The sequence below is a fragment of the Lacrimispora indolis DSM 755 genome, assembly GCF_000526995.1.
Lineage (GTDB): Bacteria > Bacillota > Clostridia > Lachnospirales > Lachnospiraceae > Lacrimispora > Lacrimispora indolis.
On the sequence record NZ_AZUI01000001.1, the window covers coordinates 5,318,957 to 5,345,363 of the forward strand.

General features: G+C 45.5%; 18 protein-coding genes. 4 read left to right on the plus strand and 14 right to left on the minus strand.

The features are described 5' to 3' along the window. Window positions 1-8 precede the first annotated feature (8 nt). The 6 genes from dprA to K401_RS0125970 all read right to left on the minus strand — a co-directional run bounded on the left by dprA (window position 9) and on the right by K401_RS0125970 (window position 9,795). A complete protein-coding gene (gene dprA, locus K401_RS0125935) occupies window positions 9-1,109 on the minus strand; it encodes a DNA-processing protein DprA (RefSeq protein WP_024295679.1) in 1,101 nt (366 codons plus the stop codon). Beyond that, window positions 1,096-2,643: a YifB family Mg chelatase-like AAA ATPase gene (locus K401_RS0125940; protein ID WP_024295680.1), complete on the minus strand. Its 1,548-nt coding sequence runs from the start codon at window positions 2,641-2,643 to the stop codon at window positions 1,096-1,098. The genes dprA and K401_RS0125940 overlap by 14 nt, the downstream gene beginning before the upstream one ends. A 252-nt stretch (window positions 2,644-2,895) precedes the next feature. Then, window positions 2,896-3,675 (minus strand): TIGR03915 family putative DNA repair protein, encoded by a 780-nt coding sequence (locus K401_RS0125950; protein ID WP_024295681.1) that lies wholly within the window; start codon window positions 3,673-3,675, stop codon window positions 2,896-2,898. Further along, window positions 3,672-5,000: a putative DNA modification/repair radical SAM protein gene (locus tag K401_RS0125955; protein ID WP_024295682.1), complete on the minus strand. Its 1,329-nt coding sequence runs from the start codon at window positions 4,998-5,000 to the stop codon at window positions 3,672-3,674. The genes K401_RS0125950 and K401_RS0125955 overlap by 4 nt, the downstream gene beginning before the upstream one ends. Window positions 5,001-5,387: 387 nt before the next feature. Continuing rightward, the gene (locus K401_RS0125965; protein ID WP_084492984.1) at window positions 5,388-7,625 is read right to left on the minus strand and encodes a hypothetical protein; all 2,238 of its coding nucleotides are present in this window, start codon (window positions 7,623-7,625) and stop codon (window positions 5,388-5,390) included. After that, window positions 7,612-9,795, minus strand: a complete 2,184-nt coding sequence (locus tag K401_RS0125970) for an efflux RND transporter permease subunit (protein WP_024295685.1) — start codon at window positions 9,793-9,795, stop codon at window positions 7,612-7,614. The genes K401_RS0125965 and K401_RS0125970 overlap by 14 nt, the downstream gene beginning before the upstream one ends. Before the next feature lie 233 nt (window positions 9,796-10,028). Here K401_RS0125970 and K401_RS0125975 point away from each other — a divergent pair, with 233 nt between their 5' ends. From K401_RS0125975 to K401_RS0125990, 4 genes are all read left to right on the plus strand, one after another. After that, window positions 10,029-10,610, plus strand: a complete 582-nt coding sequence (locus K401_RS0125975) for a TetR/AcrR family transcriptional regulator (protein WP_024295686.1) — start codon at window positions 10,029-10,031, stop codon at window positions 10,608-10,610. Between the two features lie 121 nt (window positions 10,611-10,731). After that, window positions 10,732-11,784, plus strand: coding sequence for a hypothetical protein (locus tag K401_RS0125980; protein WP_024295687.1), 1,053 nt, complete (start codon window positions 10,732-10,734; stop codon window positions 11,782-11,784). A gap of 175 nt (window positions 11,785-11,959) precedes the next feature. Continuing rightward, window positions 11,960-12,502 (plus strand): nitroreductase family protein, encoded by a 543-nt coding sequence (locus K401_RS0125985; protein WP_024295688.1) that lies wholly within the window; start codon window positions 11,960-11,962, stop codon window positions 12,500-12,502. Window positions 12,503-12,580: 78 nt separating this feature from the next. Then, window positions 12,581-14,251: a S8 family peptidase gene (locus K401_RS0125990; RefSeq protein WP_024295689.1), complete on the plus strand. Its 1,671-nt coding sequence runs from the start codon at window positions 12,581-12,583 to the stop codon at window positions 14,249-14,251. Between the two features lie 30 nt (window positions 14,252-14,281). On the opposite strand, the gene K401_RS0125995 is transcribed toward K401_RS0125990, so the two are convergent. The 8 genes from K401_RS0125995 to K401_RS0126030 form a co-directional block, all read right to left on the minus strand. Further along, window positions 14,282-15,478 (minus strand): MFS transporter, encoded by a 1,197-nt coding sequence (locus tag K401_RS0125995; protein ID WP_024295690.1) that lies wholly within the window; start codon window positions 15,476-15,478, stop codon window positions 14,282-14,284. Beyond that, a complete protein-coding gene (locus K401_RS0126000; protein ID WP_024295691.1) occupies window positions 15,475-16,332 on the minus strand; it encodes a PRD domain-containing protein in 858 nt (285 codons plus the stop codon). The genes K401_RS0125995 and K401_RS0126000 overlap by 4 nt, the downstream gene beginning before the upstream one ends. A gap of 102 nt (window positions 16,333-16,434) precedes the next feature. After that, window positions 16,435-17,859 (minus strand): glycoside hydrolase family 1 protein, encoded by a 1,425-nt coding sequence (locus K401_RS0126005; protein ID WP_024295692.1) that lies wholly within the window; start codon window positions 17,857-17,859, stop codon window positions 16,435-16,437. A gap of 12 nt (window positions 17,860-17,871) precedes the next feature. Further along, complete coding sequence (locus K401_RS0126010; RefSeq protein WP_024295693.1) at window positions 17,872-19,788, minus strand: beta-glucoside-specific PTS transporter subunit IIABC; 1,917 nt, start codon at window positions 19,786-19,788, stop codon at window positions 17,872-17,874. A gap of 345 nt (window positions 19,789-20,133) precedes the next feature. After that, on the minus strand, window positions 20,134-22,731 hold the full coding sequence (gene mngB / locus K401_RS0126015; protein ID WP_024295694.1) for a mannosylglycerate hydrolase: 2,598 nt from the start codon (window positions 22,729-22,731) through the stop codon (window positions 20,134-20,136). A 21-nt stretch (window positions 22,732-22,752) separates the two neighbouring features. Continuing rightward, window positions 22,753-24,651 (minus strand): PTS 2-O-a-mannosyl-D-glycerate transporter subunit IIABC, encoded by a 1,899-nt coding sequence (gene mngA / locus K401_RS0126020; protein ID WP_024295695.1) that lies wholly within the window; start codon window positions 24,649-24,651, stop codon window positions 22,753-22,755. A gap of 156 nt (window positions 24,652-24,807) precedes the next feature. Next, complete coding sequence (locus tag K401_RS0126025; RefSeq protein WP_024295696.1) at window positions 24,808-25,563, minus strand: MurR/RpiR family transcriptional regulator; 756 nt, start codon at window positions 25,561-25,563, stop codon at window positions 24,808-24,810. A 153-nt stretch (window positions 25,564-25,716) separates the two neighbouring features. Beyond that, window positions 25,717-26,334, minus strand: a complete 618-nt coding sequence (locus tag K401_RS0126030) for a dihydroxyacetone kinase family protein (RefSeq protein ID WP_024295697.1) — start codon at window positions 26,332-26,334, stop codon at window positions 25,717-25,719. Window positions 26,335-26,407: the final 73 nt, after the last annotated feature.

The window sequence follows — 26,407 nt, forward strand, 5'->3', positions numbered from 1 at the left end:
CTCCTCGCCTATAGTTTCTTACCATAATATTGATGGGACGTCTGTACAACACGGCCTTTAAACTCTAATTCCAACAGGGCGCTCATACAATCGCTGACAGACAATCCGCTTAAAGATATAATCTCTTCCAGATTTTTCGGTTGCAAATCTAGGCAACTATACACCATTTTTTCATTTTTGACAAGTCCGTTCTTATCTTTTTCATGAACTCTTAATATATTACCACTCTGTAATTTGAAATATTCCAGCACAGAACCGGGGTCTAACAAAATTCCGGCACCTTCAGAAATAAGCCTGTTGCAGCCGGCGCTTAAGGGATCTGTCACCCTTCCGGGAAGGGCAAAAATTTCTTTTCCCTGTTCAAGTCCTAAATTTACCGTGATAAGGGAACCGCTTTTTTCTCTGGCCTCAATAACTAAAATTATATCCGACAGTCCGCTGATGATCCGGTTCCTCATGGGAAAATTACAGGGTCTTGGCGCTTCATTTGGCATAAACTCCGTAATGACTCCGCCCTGGACAGCCATCCGTTCATATAATCCAAAATTTTCCTTTGGATAGCAGATATTGATCCCGCAGCCTAAGACTCCAAAAGTGTCCCCGCCTGCCTCCAGCGCTCCTAAATGCCCGGCTCCGTCAATTCCCCATGCCAGGCCGCTGATGATCTGAATCCCTGCCGCGGAAAGCTCCCTGGCCAGGTAAGAGGCCATTTGTTTTCCATAATTTGTGCAGTTTCTGGCTCCGATTATGGCAGCCGAAGGCTTGTCATCTTCCGGTAACTTTCCCCTGAAAAAAATTCCCATAGGATACCCATATGTTTCCAGAAGCCGTCTTGGATATTCTCTGTCATGAGGGGTGACAAAACGAATTCCTCTGTTTTCCAGCCCCGCCAGCTCTGATCTGCAGGAATCCCTGTTTCTTTTCATCTCCTGAAAAAATGAAGCTTCTGCCGGTTTTAAAAGCCCTGAACGTTCCAGCTCTTTTCCTTCTATATTATATATTCTTTTGTAGCTTCCAATGTAATCATACAGCTTTTTTATTTTCACTGCGCCTAAAGCGGGAACATGACAAAGCCAATATAAATACTCCTTTTCTTCATGATCTTCCATAAATTTCTCCCCAATATTTTCCTTCCAGGCTGCGCAGTCCCACCGCTTCTGCTAAATGGTTTTTTCTTATTTTTTCGGAGCCCTCCAAATCCGCTATGGTCCTGGATACCTTCAGTATCTTTTCGTAGCCTCTCACACTAAGGCCCAGATTTTCATAAACTCTTTTTAAAAACTCCTGCTCTCTCTTTCCCAGGCAGCATGCTTCCTCAATCTGAACCTTATTCATGGAGCTGTTAAAATATATCCCCTGACCCTTAAAACGTTTTCTTTGAATCATTCTGGCTTCCTCCACCCGCTTCCGGATGGAAGCAGAGGATTCACCGCCTTTTCTTTCCTGCAGTTCTTCGTATGTGACCGCCCGGGACTCTGCACATATGTCGATCCTATCCAGCAGGGGTTTTGATATTTTGCTTAAATATTTGCGCACCTGTTGTTCCGAACATCTGCATCTTGTCCGGTCCGGAAAAAAACCGCAAGGGCAAGGGTTTAGGGCGGCAGCCATCATAAAATCCGCAGGAAAATCATATGCGCCGTACATCCTGGAAATCGTTATTTTCCTCTCCTCAAGGGGCTGCCTTAAGATCTCTATGGTATTTTTTTCAAATTCGGGTAATTCATCCAGAAACAGAACGCCTCCGGATGCCAGGGAGATCTCACCTGGTCTTGGTATCCGTCCTCCCCCGGCCAAAGCCGTCGGACTGATGGTGTGATGAGGGCTTCGAAAGGGCCGTTTTGTCATCAAGGGATTTTCCTGGGAAAGAAGCCCGCATACGCTGTATATCTTTGATATCTCCACAGCCTCCTCCATTGACAGGGAAGGCATGATCGTTGGGATTCTTTTGGCCAGCATAGTCTTTCCGGTCCCTGCCGGACCGATATAAACAATGTTGTGCATACCTGCCACCGCCACCTCTGTGGCCCGCCTTAAAAGTACCTGACCTCCGATCTCAGAAAAGTCAACTCCATAGACTTCCTCCTGATGCATCAGTCTGCCTTGGCTATTACAGCCTGCTTTTTGCTTTTCCGGAAAATTAAGCTGATCGGTTAAATCCTTTAAATGATCTACTCCAATAATTTCCATTCCTTCTATTACTAAGCCCTCTCTGACGTTTTCACTGGGTAGAAAACATTGACGCTTTCCGTCCTTTTTTGCAGCCGCTGTGATGGAAAGAGCACCCCGTACAGGTTTGATCTCTCCATCTAAGCCCAATTCCCCGGATATCACGCAATCCCCCAAGGCAACAGGTTCTATCATGCCGGCAGCAGTCAATACAGCCACCGCAATGGGCAGATCAAAAGCAGTTCCCTCCTTGCGTATGTCGGCAGGTGACAAATTAATGGTGATTTTTCTTGCAGGCAGGCGGAATCCGGAATTTCTCAGTGCCGTTCTCACCCGGTCCTGAGCTTCCTTCACCTCAGAGGAGAGATAACCGACCATGGAAAAGCCTGGGAGTCCGTCACTGACATCCGCCTCCACCAGAATGGGGACCCCTTCTACTCCCTTAATACCCACACTATGGACTTTACTGTACAAAACCGCTTCTCCTTTCCTATGTATGCCCATGCTTTCTGGACAGAGTCCGCCCCGCTTCACCGGTGTAAAGGTATACCCGCAGGGTATTTCATACTTCTGTTTCACTAACAATAAACCTGGAAAATATGCAGAAACGCATCTGGAATGTTCCTGAACCGGAACCTGTATTTATGATAACCGAAAAAAGGGAAAAAGGCAATGCTTTTTTCCCGTTCCATGATCCCGCCTTATATAACAAGGACATCCCAGGAGTCAAAGATCCCTTAAGCCATGGGAAAACTCAGGCATATATGCCCTGTAACGGAGGGGCATGTGATTGCGCTGACAAGTCGGATTTCTCCTCTCTTTTATTGAAATGCTTTTCCTGAAGCTTTGAAAAAGCACCTCATATTCATCCTCATCCGACGCTTTTTGCATTTTCTCCTCCCATTCAGACGAAATTAAATCCACCAAAAACCATGGCCGCAGAGCCGGATGCAAAACAGCTTTTTTTCTGTTTTCATCATATAAAACCCAATTTTCTCCTGACATGCGGTCCGCGAAATGAGGAGACAGAAGAACAAGCACATCATTCTTCGGGCCGATCCGGCTCACCAAAAGATCCCCCTCCATTTCCACAAAGCGCACGAAGCCCGTAAGCAGATGGGTCTCATTATCAATATGACGGCACATCTGAAAAATATCGTATACTTCCTGGATCTGAAGCATGTTCACAACTCTTGCCCCAACGTGGAAACCATAAATCAAAAAACGGTAAATTTTATCCGCACGATCTCTTTCCTTGCTTAATGCGGCTTTGTATACGGCAGCATAGGCCTCTTCCGATATCTTTTTCCTGACAGCCTGTACCACCTTATCCGCATTGCCGGCATTGACCGGAACCTCCTCATACTGGCAGAACAGCTCCATGGTATCCTCATTTCCCAGGAGACCAAGCTTCACATGATCATGTCCCTTCCTGCTGGTCCACGCTGCATATACACCGCTGAAAATGCCTTCCACGCTGTCCTCACACAAATAGACTGTCTTCATATCCGGATTCCTCCAAAATCTCTCAAAGCAGGCAAATTCATGTCATCAAACAAGGAAAGCTGACGAAACGTTCCCGTTGAACCGATGTCCCATATTTTTTTCTGCTCCTCTCCAATGAGGTGATTGGATATATAATCCTCCTCAATCTTGACCGGATACATCATCCTGCCGGAACATGTAATAAAATAAATCGCCCGCTTTAATACGACACCGATCTTTTTTAAAGCATCAAAATCAAGAGGCCCGTTTCTTCTGGCCGCAATGATCCGTTTTACTGACTTCACTCCCATTCCGGGAACTCTCAGCAGCGTATAATAATCTGCCCTATTTACTTCAACAGGAAATTGTTCCAGATGGCGCAAGGCCCAGTCACACTTGGGATCCAGAAGCACATTAAAATTAGGGCGTTCCTCAGAAAGCAATTCCCCAGCACGAAATCCATAAAAACGCATGAGCCAGTCTGCCTGATACAGCCTGTGTTCCCGCAAAAGGGGCGGTCCTCCGGGAAGAGCCGGCAGGCTGCTGTCCTGATTGACCGGAACAAATGCGGAATAAAAAACTCTTTTTAAATCATAATTCTGATAAAGAGCCTCCGCCACCATGGTCATCTGAAAATCATTTTCTCCAGTGGCACCTACAATCATCTGAGTACTTTGTCCAGCGGGCACAAAGGATGGTGCTTTCCTGTATTCCATCAGTTCGTAACGATTGGCCTTAATGCCTTTTTGTATCTGCTTCATTGGCGTAAGGATCTTGCTCCTGCTTTTACCGGGAGCCAGCTTCTTAAGCCCATCAGCCGTGGGAAGCTCCAGGTTGATGCTCATACGGTCCGCCAGAAACCCTGTCTTTTCAATGAGAACCGGGTCTGCCCCTGGAATGGCCTTTACATGGATATAACCGTGGAAATGATATTCCTCCCGGAGTTTTTTAAGGGTCTGATAGATCAGATCCATGGTATAATCCGCACTGTAAAGAACTCCTGAGCTGAGAAACAGCCCTTCAATGTAGTTGCGGCGGTAAAACTGAATCGTCAGCCGGCACACTTCTTCCGGAGTAAACGCAGTTCTCACCACATCGTTGGAGCATCGGTTGATGCAGTATTTGCAGTCATAAATACACTGGTTAGTAAACAATATTTTCAGAAGAGAGATACATCTGCCGTCTGCAGAGAAGCTATGGCAGATCCCGGGCGCCGTCGTATTCCCAAGAGTCCCTGCCTTCCCCTTCCGGTCTACCCCGCTGGAGGTACAGGCAACGTCATATTTTGCGGCATCTGATAATATTTCAAGCTTTTCCTGTACACTTAATTCTTCCTGAATCAGCATTTTCCACCTCGAACACATGTTCTTTTGCTTTATTGTAACATAAGCAGACTGTTTTTTCAAGCCCTTTTTTCGAATGTATGTTCTGTTTTTTCAAATCAGCATCATGGAAACTTGTGACAATTCTTAAAATATTCCGGAGAAAGCAGCAGTCAAAGAGAAAATCCTGCCCCCTCTCTTTAACCGCTGCCTTAAATAAACAAAAAACTCTTTTATTTTGAATCCGCATCCGGGTTCCTTCTGTTGATTCCGGCACATATCCGTTATATTCCGGTTCTCATCCTGCCGCGCAGCTGATTACCAGAACTTTGCTCAATCCGGACGTAAGCCTTGTCCTCATGACCTCTCATAATACCACGGTGAGCAAAGCACCAACAGTTTGTCATACCATCACTTAAAAACAGAGGTGATTGACCTCCAGATATGTTTAAAAATATTTCCAATTCTATGAAAAATGTTTCCATCAGGATAAAAATCCTCATCCACATCTACATCAGCATTATCCTTTTTATCCTTTATTTCCTCTGTACGCAGAATCATCTGAATACTCCTGGGAGAAGGGTTTTTTGCCGATGTTATGGACACAGGAGAAGCTTCTGTATCAATGTTTAAAATAGTCGTCTTATCAATTGTATATTCATCCCATTTGTCATCGATCATTCCCTTAATGGTATCCTTTGCGTTTTTTAATACATCGGTCTGATTCAGCCCATTTCCCGCCTCATCCAAAGCGCCGGCCAGACCGTTTAAGGTTTTTTCTGTGCTTCCGTTTAAAGAATCTCCCACGGTCTTCATCTGGCTTTCCATTGACCGGAAAAATACATTCATGGAATCAATGCCCCTTGATGCGCTGTCTGTCATTTTTCCGACATCATTTAAAGTGGCAATCATTTCGTCGTGATGACGGTTTAAAATACCATTTAATTCATCGGCAGCGCTGATTAAATCATCGGCAGTGTCACAGATGTTCCCTGCTGCAGTTGCTATGCCCATAGCTCCGTCAAATGCCCCGTTTACAGGGCCTCTTAAGGAATATAAATCTGCCACCAGCATCTGGGTCATCCCAAGCATTTTTGCCAGATCTCCCGTCAGTCCTGCACCGCTGTCGGCAAGCTGGGGAAGAAGGGCGGCCAGGGGAGCGGCCGCTTCCACCGCGGCTTTAGACCCATTGCTGGGAGTTGCTGTGTTGCCGCTTTCCAGTGCGGAGGACAGGTAGGCAGTGAGCGCATTGATTTCCGGAAGGGAATAGTCCTTTTCATTAAACAGGTAGGAGGATATCTCATCTTCATCCATAAGCCCTTCATCCTGGATTTCCTGGATTAAGTCCTGTAATTCCTCAGCCTCAATTCCTGCCGCCGATTTGCTGAGAGTACTGTTCAGTGCAGCCAGCTTAGGAAGGGACTGTCCAAGGGAAGCAAGCTCCTTTGCCAGCTTCTGCTGCTCAGTTGTCAGGGTATTTAAGCGCTCTTCTATCTTTTTTGCCTGCCCGAGAAAGGCCTGGGATTTCATATCCGTCTGGGAGTCCTTTGCCATTTTCCGCAGCTCTTCCACCTCATTTCGCAAATGCCGGACACTGTCCTGCAAATCACCCAGGTCCGGTGATAAATCATCAAGAATTTCCACCGTATGGTTTGTCTGGGTTCTGATATCATTCAAGGCATTTCCGGCGTTTTGAGTGTGATTATAAAAGGGACGCAGGGTCTGGGATAAGCCATCAAGAGCTGCCAGTGCCTCGTCGGCATTCTGATACACCTTGCCCTTGGAATCAGCAAATATCTGCCTGGTTCTATCCAGCCCTCTGATGCCGTCTGCCGTATCTTCAATGCTTTTTTGCATGTTGCCCATGGTATTCAAAACCACATCCAGGCTGTCGCTGATGGCATCCGCCGAATCCTCCACAGTTTCCTTGGCATCTCTTAAATCATTGACCTTTTCAAGCTGGCTTACTGTCAAAGGCACCATGGCAAAGACAATGCCGGAGAATTTGAAATCCTCAGAGCCGATGCGGATGGAATAATGGCCTTCCTCCCCCGGCAGTTGAAAAAAAGCAACCATATTTAAATTTCCCACAGCCTGCACCTGTGCTCCCTCGGCTTCCAGGCTTAGATTTTTATCCATATCCACCACTGTGCTGGCCATTAGGGCCATGTTATTCCGGTAGTAGTCGGAGAGCCCTTTATTGGGGGTCAGATCCACATTGATCTCGATTAATCCCTTTTCTCCAGCCAGTTCGTCCGCCTTTTTTTCCACCCCATTTAAACGGTAACTCACCTTAATATCCCAGGGAAGCTGGGATTTCTCTGTCTGGGTCCTGCCTTCAAAATAAAACCGTTTTCCCGTCTCTTCCGGAGAAAATGTGATGGAACCGTCTTCTCCCAAAACAGGTTCCGAATGATCCGTTAAGTTCATTACCTTCTCATAAGCACCGTAATCCACCACCTTGCTGCTTCCATTCATCTGGTAATTTTTTACGATGCTGCTTTCCTTTATTTCTCCATAAGGATCCATGGTTACATAAAGAGTTTCATCATACTGGGGCACTTCCGGCGCGGCCAGGGCCGACAGAACCGGCTGAAGGGAGAATATGGCAGCCAGGCCCATACTCAGGATTCTATTATACTTTTTCATGGTCATTCTCTCCTTTTAATTTCACTTTTCCATATCTTAAACGCCGTTTTTCCTTCCTCATTGCCGCATTCCGCTGCTGTTTCTGGATCTGCTTGTCAAAGGTGCTTAAAAGCGCCGGAAGAAGGGAAAGCACCAGAACCATACTTAAGACCGCTCCCCTCCCCACCAGGCGTCCCACCTGGGAAATGGCCTGTATGGACGATGTAAAATACAATAGATAACCTACGACCGTAAGAATCCCGCCTGACGTCAGTATGGAAAGGGTGCTTTTTGAAATGGCGGACATGGCGGAATCCGTATTATTCATGGTTTTACGGAAACCCAGATAATTGTTGGTCATCAGGATAGAATAATCAATGGTGGCTCCCAGCTGCAGGCAGCTTACGATGATGTATCCAATGTATACCATGCTGTCCCCCAGCACATAGGGCAGTGTCATGTTCAAATAAATGGCCACCTCAATGGGTATGATAACAAGGATTGGGACCAGGACCGACTGGAAGGTCGCAAAAACCACCAGAGCCACTCCCGCCAATGATAATAAGGATACCTTATTATAGTCATCGGTCAATATGTCGCGGATGTCAATGGTTGTGGGAGTCATGCCTATAACATAAGCATCCTCCGGATAATATTCCCTGATCACGCCTTCCAGCTTCTGGCTGCATTCAAAGGCATACGGGCTTTCCTGGACCGTATTTAAGGATATCAAAAGTCTGGCATACCGCTCACTTCTAAGCTGCTCGCTCACCTTTTCCGGAAGAAAGCTTTCCGGAATTCCTTTGGGCACTGTTCCCGCCATGGATATGGCGTAATTTACAAAATCCAGGTCCTCTAAAGAATCCGTCAGCTGCCCTTCTGTAACCAGGTCGCCGTTGGGAACTATGCCAATGATCATGTTGGATTTTCCGAATTCCTCATTGATTGCCCTGGTATCCTCATATACCCTGGTTCCCGGTCCGGCTCCAATGGCATCATCTCCGTAATAAAAAACGTTCATATTCTGACCAAAGTAACAGGGAACAGCCAGAAAAATGGCAACAACGAAAACAGGCTTCCGAATCTTGTTCATCAATTTTGCAAACCGGTCAAAAGAAGGAAGAAACGGTTTATGGGCCGTTTTTTCAATCTTATCATTAAAGTGCAGGATCAGAGTCGGCATGAGGAACAGTACGGTGGCCAGGCTGCAGAGGATTCCCTTGGTCAGCACAAATCCCACATCCTTGCCAATGGTAAAACGCATAAATGCGATCACAAGAAACCCTACAATGGTGGTGGCCCCGCTGGCCAGAATGGAACTGCAGGATTCCTTTACCGCCAGCTCCATAGCCTCATGTATTTCAATACCCGTATTCTTGATCGCCGTAAAAGTATGTAAAAGGAAAATAGAATAATCCATGGATACTGCCAGCTGTAAAATGGCTGCCGTGGAAAATGTAAAAAATGATATGGTGCCGAACATCAGGTTAGACCCCATATTCATGATGATGGCCACGATCATGACAAAAATAAACAAAAACGGTTCCATCCAGGACGTGGTGGTAAGGGTCAATATAAGCCAGATGATCACCAGAGCCATTCCGATCGCCATGGTGATCTCCTTTGTTATGGACTCTTCACGCTCCTTGCTGGATACAGCGCTTCCGGCAAAAGAGCCTCTGTCCTTTCCCACAATGCGGTAAATATGGTCCACCGCCTCACGGGTCAGGTGATTGTCATCACCATTTTCAAAGATCACATCCATCAGTGCATATCCGTCATGGTAGTAATCCTCCATGGAAAAAGCATCCACTGACATCATATCTGTGATTCCCTGATTCACAAAGGAGGCCCCCATATACACATCAGTGGTCAGGTCCGGGCCTATGACCAGGTCCACCCCTTCCAGATCCGATATCTGCTCTCTTATTCTCTTAGCTTCCGGAAGGCTTACATCCTTTACCATGATCCGGGCCATGCCAGGGTACCCAAACTCATCCTCCATTACATCGAGAGCCTGTTTTGTCTGAGCAAACTGGGGCAGATATTTGCTTAAATCGTAGTTTACCTTTACAAAAGGAAAACAAACTGCACAGATGATGGTCGCAAGAAAGAAAAAGGCCTCTATTTCCTTCCCACAGAATACAATCACGTGCACGATTCTGTCAAATAAACTTTTGTCTTTTTTCATGTCTTCCTCCATTACCCATCCTGATTCTACTAATAGATACATTATTGACTTTTGAACACGTGTACATTATAATACTCTTGTAAATAAGTTTCAATAATCAATCATTAGCGATAATTCTATTAACAGTCACAAGTTATTTCTTAATGCAGTACTCAACACTTTTTGCCATAATGTTCATAATTTTCAGGGTCTGAAATGAGAAGCAAGCATAGAATCACAATTGGAGGAATGATATGGAAACACAAAAACAGGATCGACGCATCCGAAAAACCCAGAAGCTGTTAAAGGAGAGCCTTCTTGAACTCATGGAAAAGAAAGATTTTAAGAATATTTCCGTAAAAGACATCACGGAACTGGCTGATTTAAACCGGGGTACTTTTTATCTTCACTACGCCGACACATACAGCCTGCTGCAGGAGATGGAATCTGAAGTCTTAAATGATTTTCAGGATATGGTCAGCAACCGCCGCTATGCTTTTAAAAAGGACTCGCTCCTGCCCGTTGTCATCCCAATCATTCATTATATTGAGGAGAATAAAAAGATATGTAAGATCCTGTTTGAGAACAGCTCCTCCAATGATTTCGTAAACCGTTTCCATACCCTGGTCTTAAAAAACGGTACGGCAATCATCAAAGAACAGTATCCTGATGCAAAGGAAGTGACCTTAAATTATTACCTTGAATTCATTACCTACGGGCTGACGGGCGTTCTAAAACAATGGCTTGATACGGATATGCAGCAGCCTAAGGAAGAAGTGGCCGAATTTGTTGATAAAGTGATTATGGGAACTGCAAAAAAGCTTCTTGCCGTGTAAACAAAATCAATTTTATTCCAAATCCTTATTTTTCTAAAGGAATTAACCGATATATGGATAGCGATGTTAAGCAGCCATTTGATCTGTATTCCGCATCAGTAAATACACAAGGATGATCATTATGCCAAAATTTATAAAAAACAAAAAAGAGAAAGCTCCCAAGACAAAACCCCAAAAAGTAAAGGCCGCAAAGGCCAAAAAAGTGAAGGCAAAACCAGCAAAAGCTCCAAAAGCCAAAGGGAAAAGCCTATTGCCTAAAAATAAAAGGGTCCTGGTTTTGCTGGTAGCGGCTCTGATGATCATGATTATAGGATCTGCCCAGGCCATCATTTTGCTCACCGCAAAAAAGAAGGATACCACGAAAGAACAGGTGCAGCAGGCGCCCTCCTATTACTTTTCAAAAGATGAAGGAATTTCTTCCGTAACGGAAGTCGTGGGAAAACGTGATTTTGAAAAGCAGCCGGCTGTTGAAGCCGTCCAGGAAACGGAAACAAAAGAAACCGATGACCAGACACAAAAAGCCAGAGAATCTTCTGCTCCTTCCTCCACACAAGCAGCCGGCCCGGAGGACCGGTACAAGTACTTTCATGTAGAAGACACCTCTGCTGATTTAAAAAGCTACAAGGACTATTTAGAGGGAGTAAAAAATTTCATTGATGTAACGGACAAATCCCTTCAGGAAGAACAGACTTCCACAGAAGAAACTGAAAAAGCCGGCACAGAGATCTACAGACTTGCCGGTCCCTCCAAAGACTCCTCTTCCTACCTTTCCATTACCCTGGAATCTGAAGCTGACAGCTATACGGTAACTACATGTAAGGAAGACAAGCCCTGGAACACCTTTTTTAAAGACCAGTGGAAGCAGCAGAAAAAGATAATTGCGGATTTTGAAAAACAGCCGAAAGCCACCAATACCATTGAACAGGCAGAGGAAACAGTCCGCGCCCAGAGCCAGGAAAAGCTAGGTCTGCCGGAAACCGTGGAATCTTATGAATATATCGCATCACCTGGATTATCTAAAATAGACGGGAAGAATTATTATACGGTCAGGGCATATAAGCGCCAGCCTGATAACACCCTGATTTATGTTGCCTCTTATTTGTTTGATTATAACACCAGCAGCGTGGCTTTTCAGTATGACGAAGGGACAGGAAAAGCTACTCCTCTCAGCTAAATGTATATCATAAAAAGACGGACAGTCCTATGGATTGGTTCCGTCTTTTTTCATGGTAAAGAGCCCCCGAAAGAATCCCCTCCTGTAGAAAGTGACTGAAAAATCACTGGACACTTTGCTCTGCTTCCCTTTTATGCTATAGTAAGGATATAAAAAAACAGAAGGAGATGTTGTTATGGAATTTTTACAATTGGCAAAAGAACGTTACTCCGTCAGGAAATTCAGCGACCGCAAAATAGAAAAGGAAAAGTTGGATCTGATCCTGGAAGCCGGAAGGGTCGCTCCTACTGCAGTGAATTTTCAGCCCCAGCGGATCCTTGTCATTGACAGCGCGGAAAATCTCACCAAATTAAAACCCTGCACTCCTTATCATTTTCATGCCCCTCTGGCTCTGCTGGTATGCTATGATTCCACGGTCAGCTGGAAGAGATCTTACGATAATAAGGACATGGGAGACATTGACGCCGGCATTGTAGCCACACAAATGATGCTTGAAGCATCTGAGTTGGGATTAGGCAGTACCTGGGTTGGTCATTTTGATCCCGCAGCCATCTGTGCGGCTTTTGACATCCCGGAACATTTAATTCCTGTGGTACTGCTTCCCATGGGCTACCCCAGGGAAGACTGCACCCCCAGCCCCTATCACGAAAAGCGGTTTGATACAGAACATACGGTTTTCTTCAACTCTTTTAAGGACCTGGAGCTTCCCAAAGGCTGATAACCTTTCATGAACCCCCATATCCATGCATAAGATAAATATATACTGCGTCTAAAGTAGCAGGTTGGGGGCTTTCTCATGAATAAAATATTTGATAATGAATATTATGATTTGATTGTAAGCAACTCTTTGGTTCCCCGTTTTGACAGGGATAATATTACTGTTTTAAATGACAATTATTCTTTGATTCATATACAGAAAAATAATATGGATGCCTGCGATTTAGGCCTGTATCCTTACGATAATTTCCCCTCTCTTTTCACTCTTGCCTCTAAGGTAAGCATTGAAAGATCAGGCATCTGCAATACCCGCAAACATCCCCATTTAAGCCTTATGGGGCTGGGGGTGCTCATCGGCATCATAGATACCGGCATTGACTACCAGCATCCTGCATTTAAAAATTATGACGGCACCACCCGCATTCTATCCATATGGGATCAGACCGACCAAAGCGGCAGGCCTCCGGAAGATTTTAGTTTCGGCTCGGAATACAGCAAAAATCACATAAATACTGCGTTGAGATCATACGATCCTCTGTCCATTGTTCCTACGAAAGACACCAATGGACACGGCACAGCAATCGCCAGCATTGCCTCCGGTGCTGCTAATGAAAAACAATCCTTTACCGGCGTTGTTCCCCAGACAGAGCTTGTGGTCGTAAAATTAAAAGAAGCAAAACAGAATTTAAAAAAACTGTTCTTTGTTCCGGAAAACTCCCTGTGCTACCAGGAATCAGATATTATGCTGGGAATCCGTTATCTTCTCTCCGTTGCACAAAAAACAGACCACCCTATCGTCATATGCATTGCCTTGGGAAGCAGCCAGGGTGGCCATGGCGGGCAGGGTGCCCTCAGCTCCTACTTGGATCAGATCGTACAGCTTCCAAAAATCAACGTATCAGTGGCGGCAGGAAATGAAGGAAAGAACCGCAGACACTATTTCTATCAGTCAGCAGCATCGCCCTATTGTAATGATTTTAATTTAAAAATAGGAAAAAACGACAAAAAATTCTCCATGGAAATCTGGCCCTTTCCTCCCGGTAAAATAACCATCGAAATTTTCTCACCCAACCGGGAAATCGTTCGAAGCATACCTCCTTCTTCCAGGGACTGCCAAAAATTCAACCTTTCCTTTGGCCAAACTACCATTTGGATCAACAACAGCCTTTTGGAGGGATCTACCGGGGATCAGCTCATCTTAGTGCGTTTTGACAATCCCACACACGGAATCTGGTATTTTCAGGTTTCCAGCATTGAAAGCGAGCCTTTTTCCTTTCATGCCTGGCTTCCGTCAGGAAATTTGATCTCAAACGAAACATATTTTTACCACTCAAGCCCGGACACCACCATAACAGCCCCCGGAAATGCCCGAAATCCTCTGACAGTTGCTGCCTATAACCAGTTTGACGACAGCATTCTGGAAGAATCCGGAAGAGGTTATTCCCGATTGGGTGAGATCGTTCCCGATGTTGCTGCTCCCGGCTACCACATTCCCTGTGCCCTCCCCGGAGGCCTGTATGGAAGTATTACAGGTACCGGTGCGGCGGCGGCCCACGCAGCCGGAGCAGCAGCCATGGTCCTGGAATGGGGGTTCTGCAAAGGAAATCACACAGCCGTCACAGGGCTCCAGATCAATCACATGATGATGCGGGGGGCATATCGAAGCGACGCCTATACTTATCCCAATAATATCTGGGGGTACGGGCAAATAGACGTATACAAAATGTTTCAAAGAATAGCCGCAATTTGATGAGCGGGTTAATTGAAGAATAAAAAAGCTTTAGCTGCCGATCCCATGATCGGCAGCATTTCTTTTATAAAACAAAGCCACCACAATGCCTCCCAGGCAGGCTATCCCACCCAGAAGCACATAACCGGTCTCCATTCCCTTACCAGAGGCCAGTGCCCCTGTAAAAACAGGGAATGTGGTCATTCCTAACGCATATACGGCCTGAAACAGTCCCATGGCAGTGGATTTACTTTCTGCCGGAATCTCCTCCATTGCTTCAGAGGTTGCAAAAGAAAACAAGATACCGGTGGACATCCCCGGTAAAATCTGCAGCAGCAAAAGCACAGGGATGCTCCCTGCAGCCGGAACCAGCACACAATATAAGGCCACAACTCCAAATACCAGAGGGATCCAGAACCTTGGCCCCCTGGAGCTGCAGATGCCGGAAGCTGCAAAGGCCGCAAACCCTACTGCCGACATCATATAGACGACTGAGGAAATCCCTACGATCCCATTGGACGCTCCCAATGATTTTAATATCTGGTTTGTAAATGACATGGCAGTGGTCAGCTGGATCCCCTGCTGGATCAGGGCTGCAAAAGAAAACATCCATAAACGTTTATTTTTACAAACAGAAAGCAGTTCCCTGGTTTTATGCATGCCGGGATGGACATCCGTTTCTTTAATCCCTGCTGAAAGGAGAAAAGCCAAAAGGCCTGCAAAGATGCTCAATATACAGATCCCGGCCATGCCTATCCGTTGATAACTTACCGCACTGCATAAGAAACCGAGAAGCATTCCAAAATTGTTGAACAGCACGATCCGGCTGGTGGCCGCCTGCTGATCCCTGGCGGAAAAATGGCTGGTGTAAAACACCATAAAAGAGATCCACATGGCGGAAGCCAGTCCGGAGAAAAGATTGGCCACCAGAAAACCGGTGCCATTGCACCAGAATACCCGGAAAACAGAGGCCGTTCCTGATGCAAGAGCTCCTGCCATAATAAAATATTTATGCCTGCCAACGGAATCCGCACAAAGCCCTATGGGAAATCTTAATAGCAATTGGGAAATTCCATAGGCTCCAACAATCATTCCGGTAAATGCGCTGCCGGCTCCAACTGCAGTCAAAAAAGTGGTCTGATACGGAATATACACATATTGGGCAAACCAGAAAAGGGATACCATGGCAAGGTAATGGATTTCCTGTCTGCGGGTAAAAGTCAGTTCCTTTAAAGTCTGTTGTTTCATGTCATCTTCCTCTGAGCATATTCTTCCAAAATCCTGTGAATGTGGACGGCTAGGTACATTTCTTCCTGCTTAGACAGATTGGAATCAAATTTTTCCATAATAAAAATGCCGATCTTTTTCACGCATTCATATTCCCTTGGACAGCTCTCAAGCACATGTGTGTAGAAGGAATCTTCATAATCATAGAGATCCTGGTTTCCATTTACAAGCCTTTGTGCAAAGAGGCGCAGATGGGTCACAAACCGGGTATAGCCGATGCCGTCTTCATCGTAGAGAATGGAGAAATTATATTTTACAATATCTAAAATGCCCTTGACTGTTTCAAATATTTTCTGGTTATCCATACTGTCAGAGTTATTTGTCTGGGCATTGATAAAATGAAATGCAATGTTTCCGGCCTCATCCTCCGGCAGCTCCACTTTCAGCCGCTCCCTCACAAGCTGCAGGGCATATAAGCCCACCTGGTATTCCTTTGGATTAAACCTTTTTAATGTCTGTGTATAAAAATTTTGTATTAAAATCCCCTCATTGTTTCTTTTTACAGCAAAAGATAAATGGTCCGTAAGCCCCAGATAAATATGTTCCATCAGCACCATTCCATAAGTATCAATGGCAAAATCAATGACCTGTTTGGCCAGTTCAAAATAGGTGCTGTCTATTTCCGATGCAAGCCGGATGATATTCTTGGAAATTGACCGGTCCTTTAAGACAAATACCTTTTCAATGTCTTCACTTTTTAAGTGATGTCCAATGGACTTATTAAATCCAATTCCTTTGCCCATCAGGATCACTTCCCTGCCGCTGTCGTCAAGTGCCAGCAGCAGGGAATTATTCATTACTTTTACAACCCTCATAACCCAACCCCATTTCTGTTATTCTCACGAAAGCAGCGAACCAAAGTCACACCTGCCTGACTTTGGCGGCTGCTCCCAGGAGTTATGAGCCAGTTATATGACTCAGAGTTCATCTCCATTGGTTTCAATCACCCGCTTGTACCAGAAATAACTGTCTTTTTTGACGCGGTCCATATCTTTTAAGTCCTGGTCATCCCGATTGACATAAACAAAACCATACCGCTTTCGAAAGCCCTCGTGGGAGCTTAACAAATCCATAAAGGACCATGGAGAATATCCCATGACCTGGACCCCATCCTCTATTGCCTGGCTTAATGCCTGGATATGAGCTCTTAAGTAGCCGATCCGGTACTCATCATGGACTTTTCCGTCCACTGTCAGGGTATCGGCGGCTCCCAGGCCGTTTTCCGTAACAATGAGTGGAAGATGGTATTTCTGATAATAATTATTTAATACGGTCCGAAGGCCCAGGGGATCGATCTGGGCTCCATATTCGCTGGAAGCCAGATGTTCGTTTTTAATATGATGAAAATAACCATACTGGTCAAAATCCACTTCATTGATGGGGAATGCTCTCTCTCCCGCCGGATGCTTCTCATCTGCCGGAAGATACCGGACACATAAGGTACGGTAATAATTCAGGGCAATAAAATCCATCTTCGCGCCCTTTAAAATTTCCTCGTCTTCCGGCTCCATAACCGGGACAATGTTCCTTTCCTCCAGATAAGCCATGTAATAGCCGGGGTAACGGCCGTAATAATGCATATCCAGGCAATAATCCGTCTTAAACCAGTCATTCAGCCTGGCCGCCCATACGTCTTCCGGCTTATTGCTTTCCGGATAAGTACAGGTGGAGGATACTGCGGGGCCGATTTTTCCGTTTGGAATGAGGCAGTGGCAGGCTTTCACCGCCAAGGCATGAGCCAGAAACATGTGGTAATCCATCTGGGCCCTCTGGCGGTCGGCCTCCCATGAATCCAACGCGGTAATGTTCACCCGTTCATTCACCCTTACCATGAGATTCTGCTCGTTGTGGACCTGCCAGTAGGTGACTCTGTCACCAAAGGCTTTAAAGCATATGCCTGCATAACGTTCAAAGGCTTTCACGCAATCCCTGGACTCCCAGCCGTTATATTTCTCAACAAGGGCATAGGGAAGGTCAAAGTGATATAAGGTAATGAAGGGTTCAATCCCCTGTTCCAGCAAGCAGTCAATGACTTGATTATAGAAATCAATCCCTGACTGGTTTATCTCCCCATCCCCATCAGGCACGATCCTGGCCCAGGAAATGGAGAACCGGTAAATCTGCAGTCCCAGCTCCTTCATCAGACGGATATCTTCTTTCCAATGATGGTAGAAATCACTGGCAACCTTACTGTCAGCCTGGATATCCGAACGCTTAAAGGAGTTTACATCTGCAACTGTCAGCCCCTTTCCCCCTTCATCCCAGCCGCCTTCGATCTGAAATGCGGAAGAGGAGGCTCCCCACAAGAAATTCTTCGGAAAATTTGCTTTCCTTACTTCCATATCTATCTTCCTTTACTGATTATTTTTAATTGCGATCACCGGCTTTTCCACAGAAGCCCCGGCTCCGGTAATTCCGGTCACCTCACGGAAGGCAGCTGTATTGCTGATGATGATGGGAACAACCGTATCAAATCCTTCCTTTTTTAAGGCATCCAAGTCAAAGGTCAGAAGCCTGGTCCCCTTTTTCACATGGGCGCCTTCTTCCGCAAATTTCTCAAAATGCTTCCCTTCCAGCCGGACCGTATTGATCCCCACATGAATGATCATTTCAGCTCCGTTATCCAGCATAAGCCCCAGTGCATGAAGGGTCGGATAAACCAGGGTCACGGTACAGTCTTCCGGAGCCACGACTTCCCCTTTTTCCGGGACAATGGCAATTCCGTTTCCCAGGGCCATGGAAGAAAAAACCTCATCGTTTACCGATGTCATGGGAACTGCCAGGCCTTCTACCGGCGAGCTGATCAGTATGTCTGCGCTGGAAGTGATCTCCAAAACATCCTGTGACTCAGCCATTTCTTCCGCTGCTGCGCCTGAAGATGCTTTTCCTGAACCGGAAGCTTGCCCGGCCTTTGCTGTAATATCATCAAATCCAAAAAGGAAGGTGAGTGCCATGGCGCCAAAGAAGGATACACCGACACCGACCAGATAATAAATAAACGTTTTCATTCCAAAAGCCGCATAGGTGGCAAAGGTAAGCACTCCATTGTTGGCAAAGGAATCACCGTAAACGCCTCCCACACCCATGATGGCACCTCCTATGGCGCCGCAGATAATGGCATAGATCATAGGTCTCTTTAACCGCAGGTTACAGCCGTAAATAGCTGGCTCCGTAATTCCGCAGACAGATGCGGATATGGCCGCGGAAGCTGCAACTGTTTTTAAATCCTTGCTTTTCGTTTTTAACATAACACCAAGTGCTGCACCGCCCTGGGAGAAATTCGCCGCGCCGGCAAAAGCCAGCAGGTTTTGATGGCCAAACTGGGCCACATCATTGATTCCAATGGGAAGCAAGGCCCTGTGTGCCCCGAAAATAACGAACACACACCACATGCCGCCTACAAACGCGCCGCACAGGGCAGGGCTTAAATTCATCATCCCGGTGTAAATGAAGTTAATGGCATTACCGATGTAGATACCGATGGGACCAAACACCATAAAAGTTGCCGGTATCATGATCAAAAGGGATATGCCGGGAACCAGTATGATCTTTAATACTTCCGGAATTATCTTTTCTAAAAACTTCTGTATATATGCGAGAATAAATACTCCGATAATAATGGGAATAACCGATGACGCATAGCTTGCCTTGGTAATGGCAATTCCGAACATACTCACTGCATCTTTTCCGGTCATGAGGGAAACCACGGCCGGATAGCACATGGTGCCGCCAAGAGCCATTGCAATGAATTCATTTGCCTTAAATACCTTTGCACTTGTATAGGCGAGAATAATTGGCATGAAATAAAACAATGCATCTGTGGCAGCCATAATCAGGATATAAGTCTGGTTGACCGTAATATCCATCCCATGATTGGAGGCTGTGATTCTGGCAATGGTCAGTAAACCTTTTAAAAGTCCTGAAGCCGCGATCGCCGGAACCATGGGTGTGAACATGGAGGAAATGGCAATGAGGATCCGGTTCCCAATGGACCCCTTTTCTTCGCTGCTGCCTGTATCTTCCTCTAAGGATACCATAGGAAGGAGGGCTTCGTAAACCTTTGTGACCTTTGTACCAAGCACGACCTGGAACTGACCGCCGCTTTCCACTACGGAAATGACACCTTCCAGATGTTCAATTATCTCTTTTTTTGCCTTCTTTGAATCCTTTAGCTGAAACCTTAGCCTGGTAAAACAATGGGTAAGCCCCCTTATGTTCTCAGAGCCGCCGACATTTTCTATGATGTCTTTGGCTATTTGATTATAATTCATTTTTCAATCCCCTTTCAAGTGTTATAATATCCTGTCATCCGGCCGGAATAACAAAATAAAAAAGACCCGATCAAGCTATCTCAGTCATAAGACCACAAAAATAATCAGTCTTATAACCCTTTGCTCAATCCGATCTTGCCTGCATTACCAGTAACACGTCTTCCTGTTTTGCTATTTAGTTGTACTCAACTAGACACAATATAACACTGTTTGCAGTTTGATGCAACCGATTTTAAAATTTTCTGCGTTTTCCCCAATTTTTCAATACAAAAATCGTCTATTATTTACAAAAATACAGGAGCATACGTTTCTTTCCTGTCTGCTCCTGTATTTCTGAAACCTCTATTATTTTTCCGGCCTTACCGAAAGGGTCCTGATCTGACCAGGCTCTACAACTATAGAACTGCAGTCTGCACTTTCCCTTATTTTCTTTTCATCCAGCCTGCACTCACTCCAGACCAGCCGGTCTGAATCTATGCGGAGCGGAAGGCTGCGGTCAGATGGATTATAGCAGCGGAGAATCAGCTCTTCTGCTTTTTCTGCTTTTTTAAGTGCACTTAAGATCAATTGTTTTTCCTCTATCTTCAGAAGGCTATACTGATATGGCACACTGATTTCCGTTGGATTTAATTTCATGGCATGATATGGCATCTTATTGTATGTGACAACCGGAGTGATATACTCTTTTGCCTGTTGTGCAGCACATGGAATCCAGGTTGTCAGGGCAAAATCAAATCTTTGCACGCCCTGCATCTGGGAATCCGGTGTTTCCATCTTAATTCCGGAAGGTCTTCCCGGCCGGCGGCATAAATTCTCCTTGCCCAGCACTCCAACGCAGCGGAACAGGGTAATTGCCGTGGTGTCATACTCCCGGCCCGTCATCTCATATTCACGTACAGAATTGGTGAGGACTGCAATTCCCCTGTCACCTTCCGGGTGTACGTAGGAAAGGAAGGGATAGATGGAATCCGGGCGCTCTGACCAGTTTTCTTTTTCCCAAACCTCCATCCCAGGGTCTTTTACCGGCCGCCGTATGATTCCCAATTGATTGTCACAGATAGAATATTGGGCTCCCATTCCGTTGGGGACCAGCACCCGAAGGCGGTGATCCTTTGCATGATTATGGACTTCCGCCGTAATCTCAATCATCCTGGAATCCTTTTTTAAAGTGATATTCCAGAGCACATCCAGTACAACATCACAGCTCCTTTTTTTTCTGCTCTCCAGATTTTTGGGAACAGGCATGGAATACCGGATGACCGCTTTTGTCATATGGTCTAAGCAGTGGATCTTCACATCTGCCTCAACGTCTTTGCCTGTAACCATAAAATCCTCTTCAAGAGGAGAATAATCGTATCCATCCCCATCGTCACTGCCGTCTTCCAGCAAAAGGACTTCCGAATAGGTATTTCCCCTCTCCTTATCCGTAATACACAAAGTACCGTTTTTTAACACTTCAATCTTATAATATCTGTTTTCGATCACATCCGTTAAAGTGCCCCCGGCTGCACTCCGATTCTCTTTTTGTGATTCCTTTAAAAAATAGGTCCGGTATCCCATAGCCGGTATGGTATCCTGGAAAACAATCTGGTATTTCACAAAGGGTTCATAATTTCCATAGTGTACGATCTGTCTGTCAATCAATCCCGGATCAATGGTTTCCTTTCTGCAGATTTCAAAGGGGATCCTCCTGCCTGCTTCATCTTCCAGCTCAAAATTACGGATCCTGGTTATAACCTCCCCTGTTATCACCTCGGTTCTTTCATACGCAAGGAGATTAAATGCAGTAAGTTTATCCACAGATATGCTGCTGTCCATGCTGTCGACAATCTGGCGCATGTAAAAATCCATTAATTGATCGGCCCGTTCTTCCGCAAGAAAGAAACGGTCCCCAATTGCCCGATGTACTTTATCACTGCAGCAGCAGCCAATGGAATCATGGGCATGGTTTTGCAAAAGCTCTTTCCATAGCTGCTCCATTAATCCATGCTCATATGGGATCCCCAGACTATATGCGATGCTCATCAAGGGCTCCAGTAAATTCGTTACTTTGTTTTCAATCCTGGTATTTGCAGATTTCAAATCAGCTCTGGATGAATAAATACTTCTGTGAACACGCATATATTTCCCATCCAGAAATTCTCCCCTAAGCGTATCTAAGCCTTCCAATTCCTCTGTGCGCCGAAAGACCTCTTCGTAACGACCTATGGAAACCGTTCTTTCGGGATACAGCTTCTTAATCTGTTCCATCACCTGAAAAATATCTTTTTGAATTGGCATCTGGTCATGGCCGTTAGGAAGGAGTATATCATTTGCCGCGGCTCCCTTATCCAATACCGGAAGGTATTTATCCAGTCTTGTTTTCAGCTCATCCGACTCTGTTGGCAGGTATTTTCCGATTGCATACCCCAGGGGCAGAAGCTGGACCAGAACCTTTGATCCGTCCGGTCCCTCCCAGTAAAATTCGGTTTTGTCCGTACCCATTCGCTCCGAGGTCCCGCGCCAAAATATACACCGTTTGATTCCGAACCCATTTAAAATCTGCGGCAGCCGGGCTGTCTGCCCAAAAGAATCCGGCAGATACCCAATATCCATACGCGGCCCCAGCTTTTCACAGTCCATCATGCCATAAAGCAGATTACGGATTATGGATTCCCCTCCTACTACCATCTCATCGGTCTGGGTATACCAGGGACCTATGATCAGCTTTCCCTGTTTTACCAGTCTCCTGACACGCTCATAATTTTCCGGTTTCACAGAAAAATAATCTTCCAAAACTGAGGTCTGTCCATCTAAGACAAAGCAGGGGTATTCCTTTCTGGTTTCCAGCATGGTGAGAACCTCTTCCATGTCGCGCACCAGTAAGATCCTGGATTCTTCCGCAGTAAAATACCACTCCCTATCCCAATGAAAATGTGGAACTATATGTATACGATCTGCCAAACGTTTCTCCGCCTTTCTTTTCTATGCTTTCTGTTGTTTCTCGAATTTTGCCTTTTTTAATAATACAAGAAGAATTGTAGAAATAACCGCTCCCAATACAGCCGCAAAGAACCATATGGCGGCATTGGCAAGTCCGCCTAATCCATCCTTTAATAAGAACAGGGAGAAAATGCCTGCCCCAGGTACATCCAAGCCGATATTACACATGGCCACAATTGCACCTGTTACTGCAGATCCGGCGCATAAAGAGAAGATCACCCGTAGCGGATCCGCCATCATTAAAGGGATGGCACCCTCGGTGATTCCGGCAAGTCCCAGAATCCAGGTGGACATCCCGGCTTCTTTTTCTTCCTGGGTAAAATACTTTTTAAATCCAAGGGTTGCAAAGGTTACTGCAAATGCAGATACCATTTTAATAGAAGCAAATGCTGCATACGGCATTAAAATCCCTTCTGACATGGCACCGACACAGAATGTATATGCCGCTTTATTTACCGGACCGCCAAGATCAAAGGATACCATAATTCCAATAATGGCGCCAAGAAGTCCGGCATTGGATCCGCTCATACTTCCCAGTACTTGAATCAGAGACTGATTCAGCCATGCAACCGGTTTTCCAAGGAGGAAAATGATGACGATTCCAACAATCAACGTGCTGCACACAGGATATACCCAAAACGAAACGAATCCTGAAAATACACCTTTTGCAGGGATATACTTCCTTAAGGCTCTCACCGTATAACCGGCAACCAGGCCTCCCAGCATTCCGCATAAAAATCCGCCGTTAATCAAATTTGCGGCAATTCCGGCAGCAAATCCGGGAGCCAGCGCCGTCTTATCTCCAAGAGAGTAAGCCATATAAGCAGAAAGCATTGGGATCATCAGTGTTCCAAGAGTATTGCCTCCCATCTTTCTAAACAGCCACAGCCAGCTGTTATCCAGGTTATAAAGATCCTGCAGTCCAAAGCCCTGGGCTATCAATACTGCGAACGCATTGATCATACCGCCTGCAACAATGATTGGGATGATATAGGATACTCCTGTGAGCACCGCCTGTTTGACTTCACTTCCAAAGCTCTGTTTATCCTCTTCCCTGCTTCCCGTATACTCCCTTTTTTCCTGGGTTTTCGCTTTATCCAAGGCTGCACTGATAATGCCCTTTGCGTCTTTAAGGGGAGCAGACACTTTGGTTTTATAAAGCGGAAGGTGATCAAAACGCTGGGAATCCTTCACCGCCACATCAACCGCAAAAATTGCAGCATCAGCTTCCTTTAAATGCTCTGCGGTGTGGCGGCCCTCCACGCCATTGGCCCCCTGCTTTTCCACATAAACCTTAACTCCCATTTCTTCCCCTGCCTGAACCAGCGCTTCTGCGGCCATATAGGTATGGGCAATTCCTGCCGGGCAGGCTGTCACAGCTACGATTGTTTTTTCATATGTCTTTTTAGTTTCCGCTTTTACCGGTTCATAAGAAAGATTTGTGTAAAACTCCCGGCTGGTTTTGGACGAGAGAAGATGTTCCAGATAACGATGATCCGATACCTTTGTCATTAATTCTGCCAGCAGCTCCAAATGGGTGCTTCCGGCCTCTGCCTCGGGAATTGCCAGCAAAAACACGTATCGCACTTTGTTATCCGGAGCCAAGCTCTCCCAGTCGTCTATGGGCTCTCTGACAGAAGCAAATGCAAAGGCCGCATCATTGACCGTCTTGCTTTTTCCATGGGGAATGGCGATTCCCTTATCAATTCCCGTGGCGGATAAGCTTTCCCTCTCTTTTACTGCCTGATAAAACTCTTCTTTTGACCGGATCTTTTTTTCTTCATAAAGCTTTTCAATTAAATCACGGATTGCCTCATCCTTGCTTTTATAGCTGCGGTTTAAAGCAATCAATTTTTCATTTGTTACCCCTTGAAGATTCATAACCCTTCCTCCTTATTTCTTTGTTAAGAACACTATAGCACTTATTTTTCATAAAACTGCATTTTGGTAATTTGCACACAGGTTTTTAAGCAGATATGATACAAATACACAAAAACAGGTATTGTATTTAAACAATACCTGCCATACATAAGTAAACTAAACCATGTAATACGTATTCCAGAAATCCTCACTCAGAAGCCGCAGCAATACCATCAGGCCACACCGGTCCGTTACATTATAATCATTCACAACCCGGTACTCTCCCCAGAAAAACAGCTGCAGATCCGTCATATCAGCCAGTGGATTCTTGTTAAAATGAGTGATACTGATTGTCTTCATTCCTTTTGCCTTTGCCTTTTGCGTCAGCTCCAGCAGCCGTTCATGTTCTCCCCGGGCGCTTATGACAACCAGAACATCACTGCTTTTGCCATGCTCCACACAGTAAAACATATCATGAATGTGAATTTCACATTCTACCTTTTTTGCAAAGCACCGGAGATTATTCTTCATCATTTCGCAAAAATGATAGGAATCACCCAGTCCGGCAAATATACAGCAGTCCGCCTCGATTAAGGTTTTGGATACTTTTTTAATGACACTTTCGTCAATCGTATCCAATGTTTTCACAATATTCTGCGGCAAATGCTCCATGAGCTGATGGACCAGTGTCTTATCTCCGGCCTCCGGTTCATCCTCATTGTTTAAGGCATATTTCAGCTCAGAAAAACCGCTGTATCCTATCTTCTTTGAAAATCTCATGACGGCATTGGGCGCAACGTAAATATCTTCCGCTATTTTCCGTATAGATAAGTTCATGATCTCTTTCCTGTGGAGATTGATATAGTCAACGATCAAATCATCGGTGTCATTCAGTTGGAATTCATGGGACAAAACCCGCTGTTGAAAAGTCATATTTCAGCCCCCTTACTGTTTATTAATTATAAAGAAGAACTAATAAAATAACAAGGCTTAATTTTTATATGACTTACGCCTTTAATACACAGTGCTATAAATTGACAAATGAAAACCGGAGCAAACTATTTTTTTGTTTGCTCCGGTTTTACTTTATCTGTCTGCAGCTGCTTTCATCATAAGAGCTGCCACAGCGGCTCCGGGATCCTTTAGGGAGCGGGAGGCCTCTCCTCTGGTTGCAGCCCTTCCATGAACGGCGATCATGGTTGTGGTATGCTCAAAACCATTCCATGCCGCCTCTGCCGCTTTCCCAAAAGCTTCTTCCAGGGACGCTCCGGCTTCCACTTGGGCCTTAAGCACTTCCACGCCGGGATGAAATCCATCCAAAAAGGTCTTATCTCCTACTTTTGCCTTGCCCAAATCAGCAACGCCGGCTTCATAAGCTTCAAACAAAACGGCAACATCCGCACCGGACAATTCCGTCTTTCCTTTTAAAACCTTTCCGGCACGCATCAGTCCTGCCGCCATCAAGGTCCCCATGGTGGAAGGAACCTTATTTCCCATGGTTTTCCCGGCCTTGTACAAAAGCTTGCCCAGATCCGGCTCAGTCCCGTCTGAAACAGAATCATAAGCCGCCTGAAATCCATCTGTCATGGTCAGCCCCAGATCACTGTCTCCCACAACACTGTCCAGCTCAATTAAGTAGTTTTTGTTTCGCCCCATGATCTTACTTATTCGTTCAAGCATGGCTATCAGTTCCTGCTGGTTCATATCCTCCTCCATTCTGCCGCTGTATTGTCGGCATATATAATCGTGACAATGGTATGGCTTCTGTCTTTTTTAC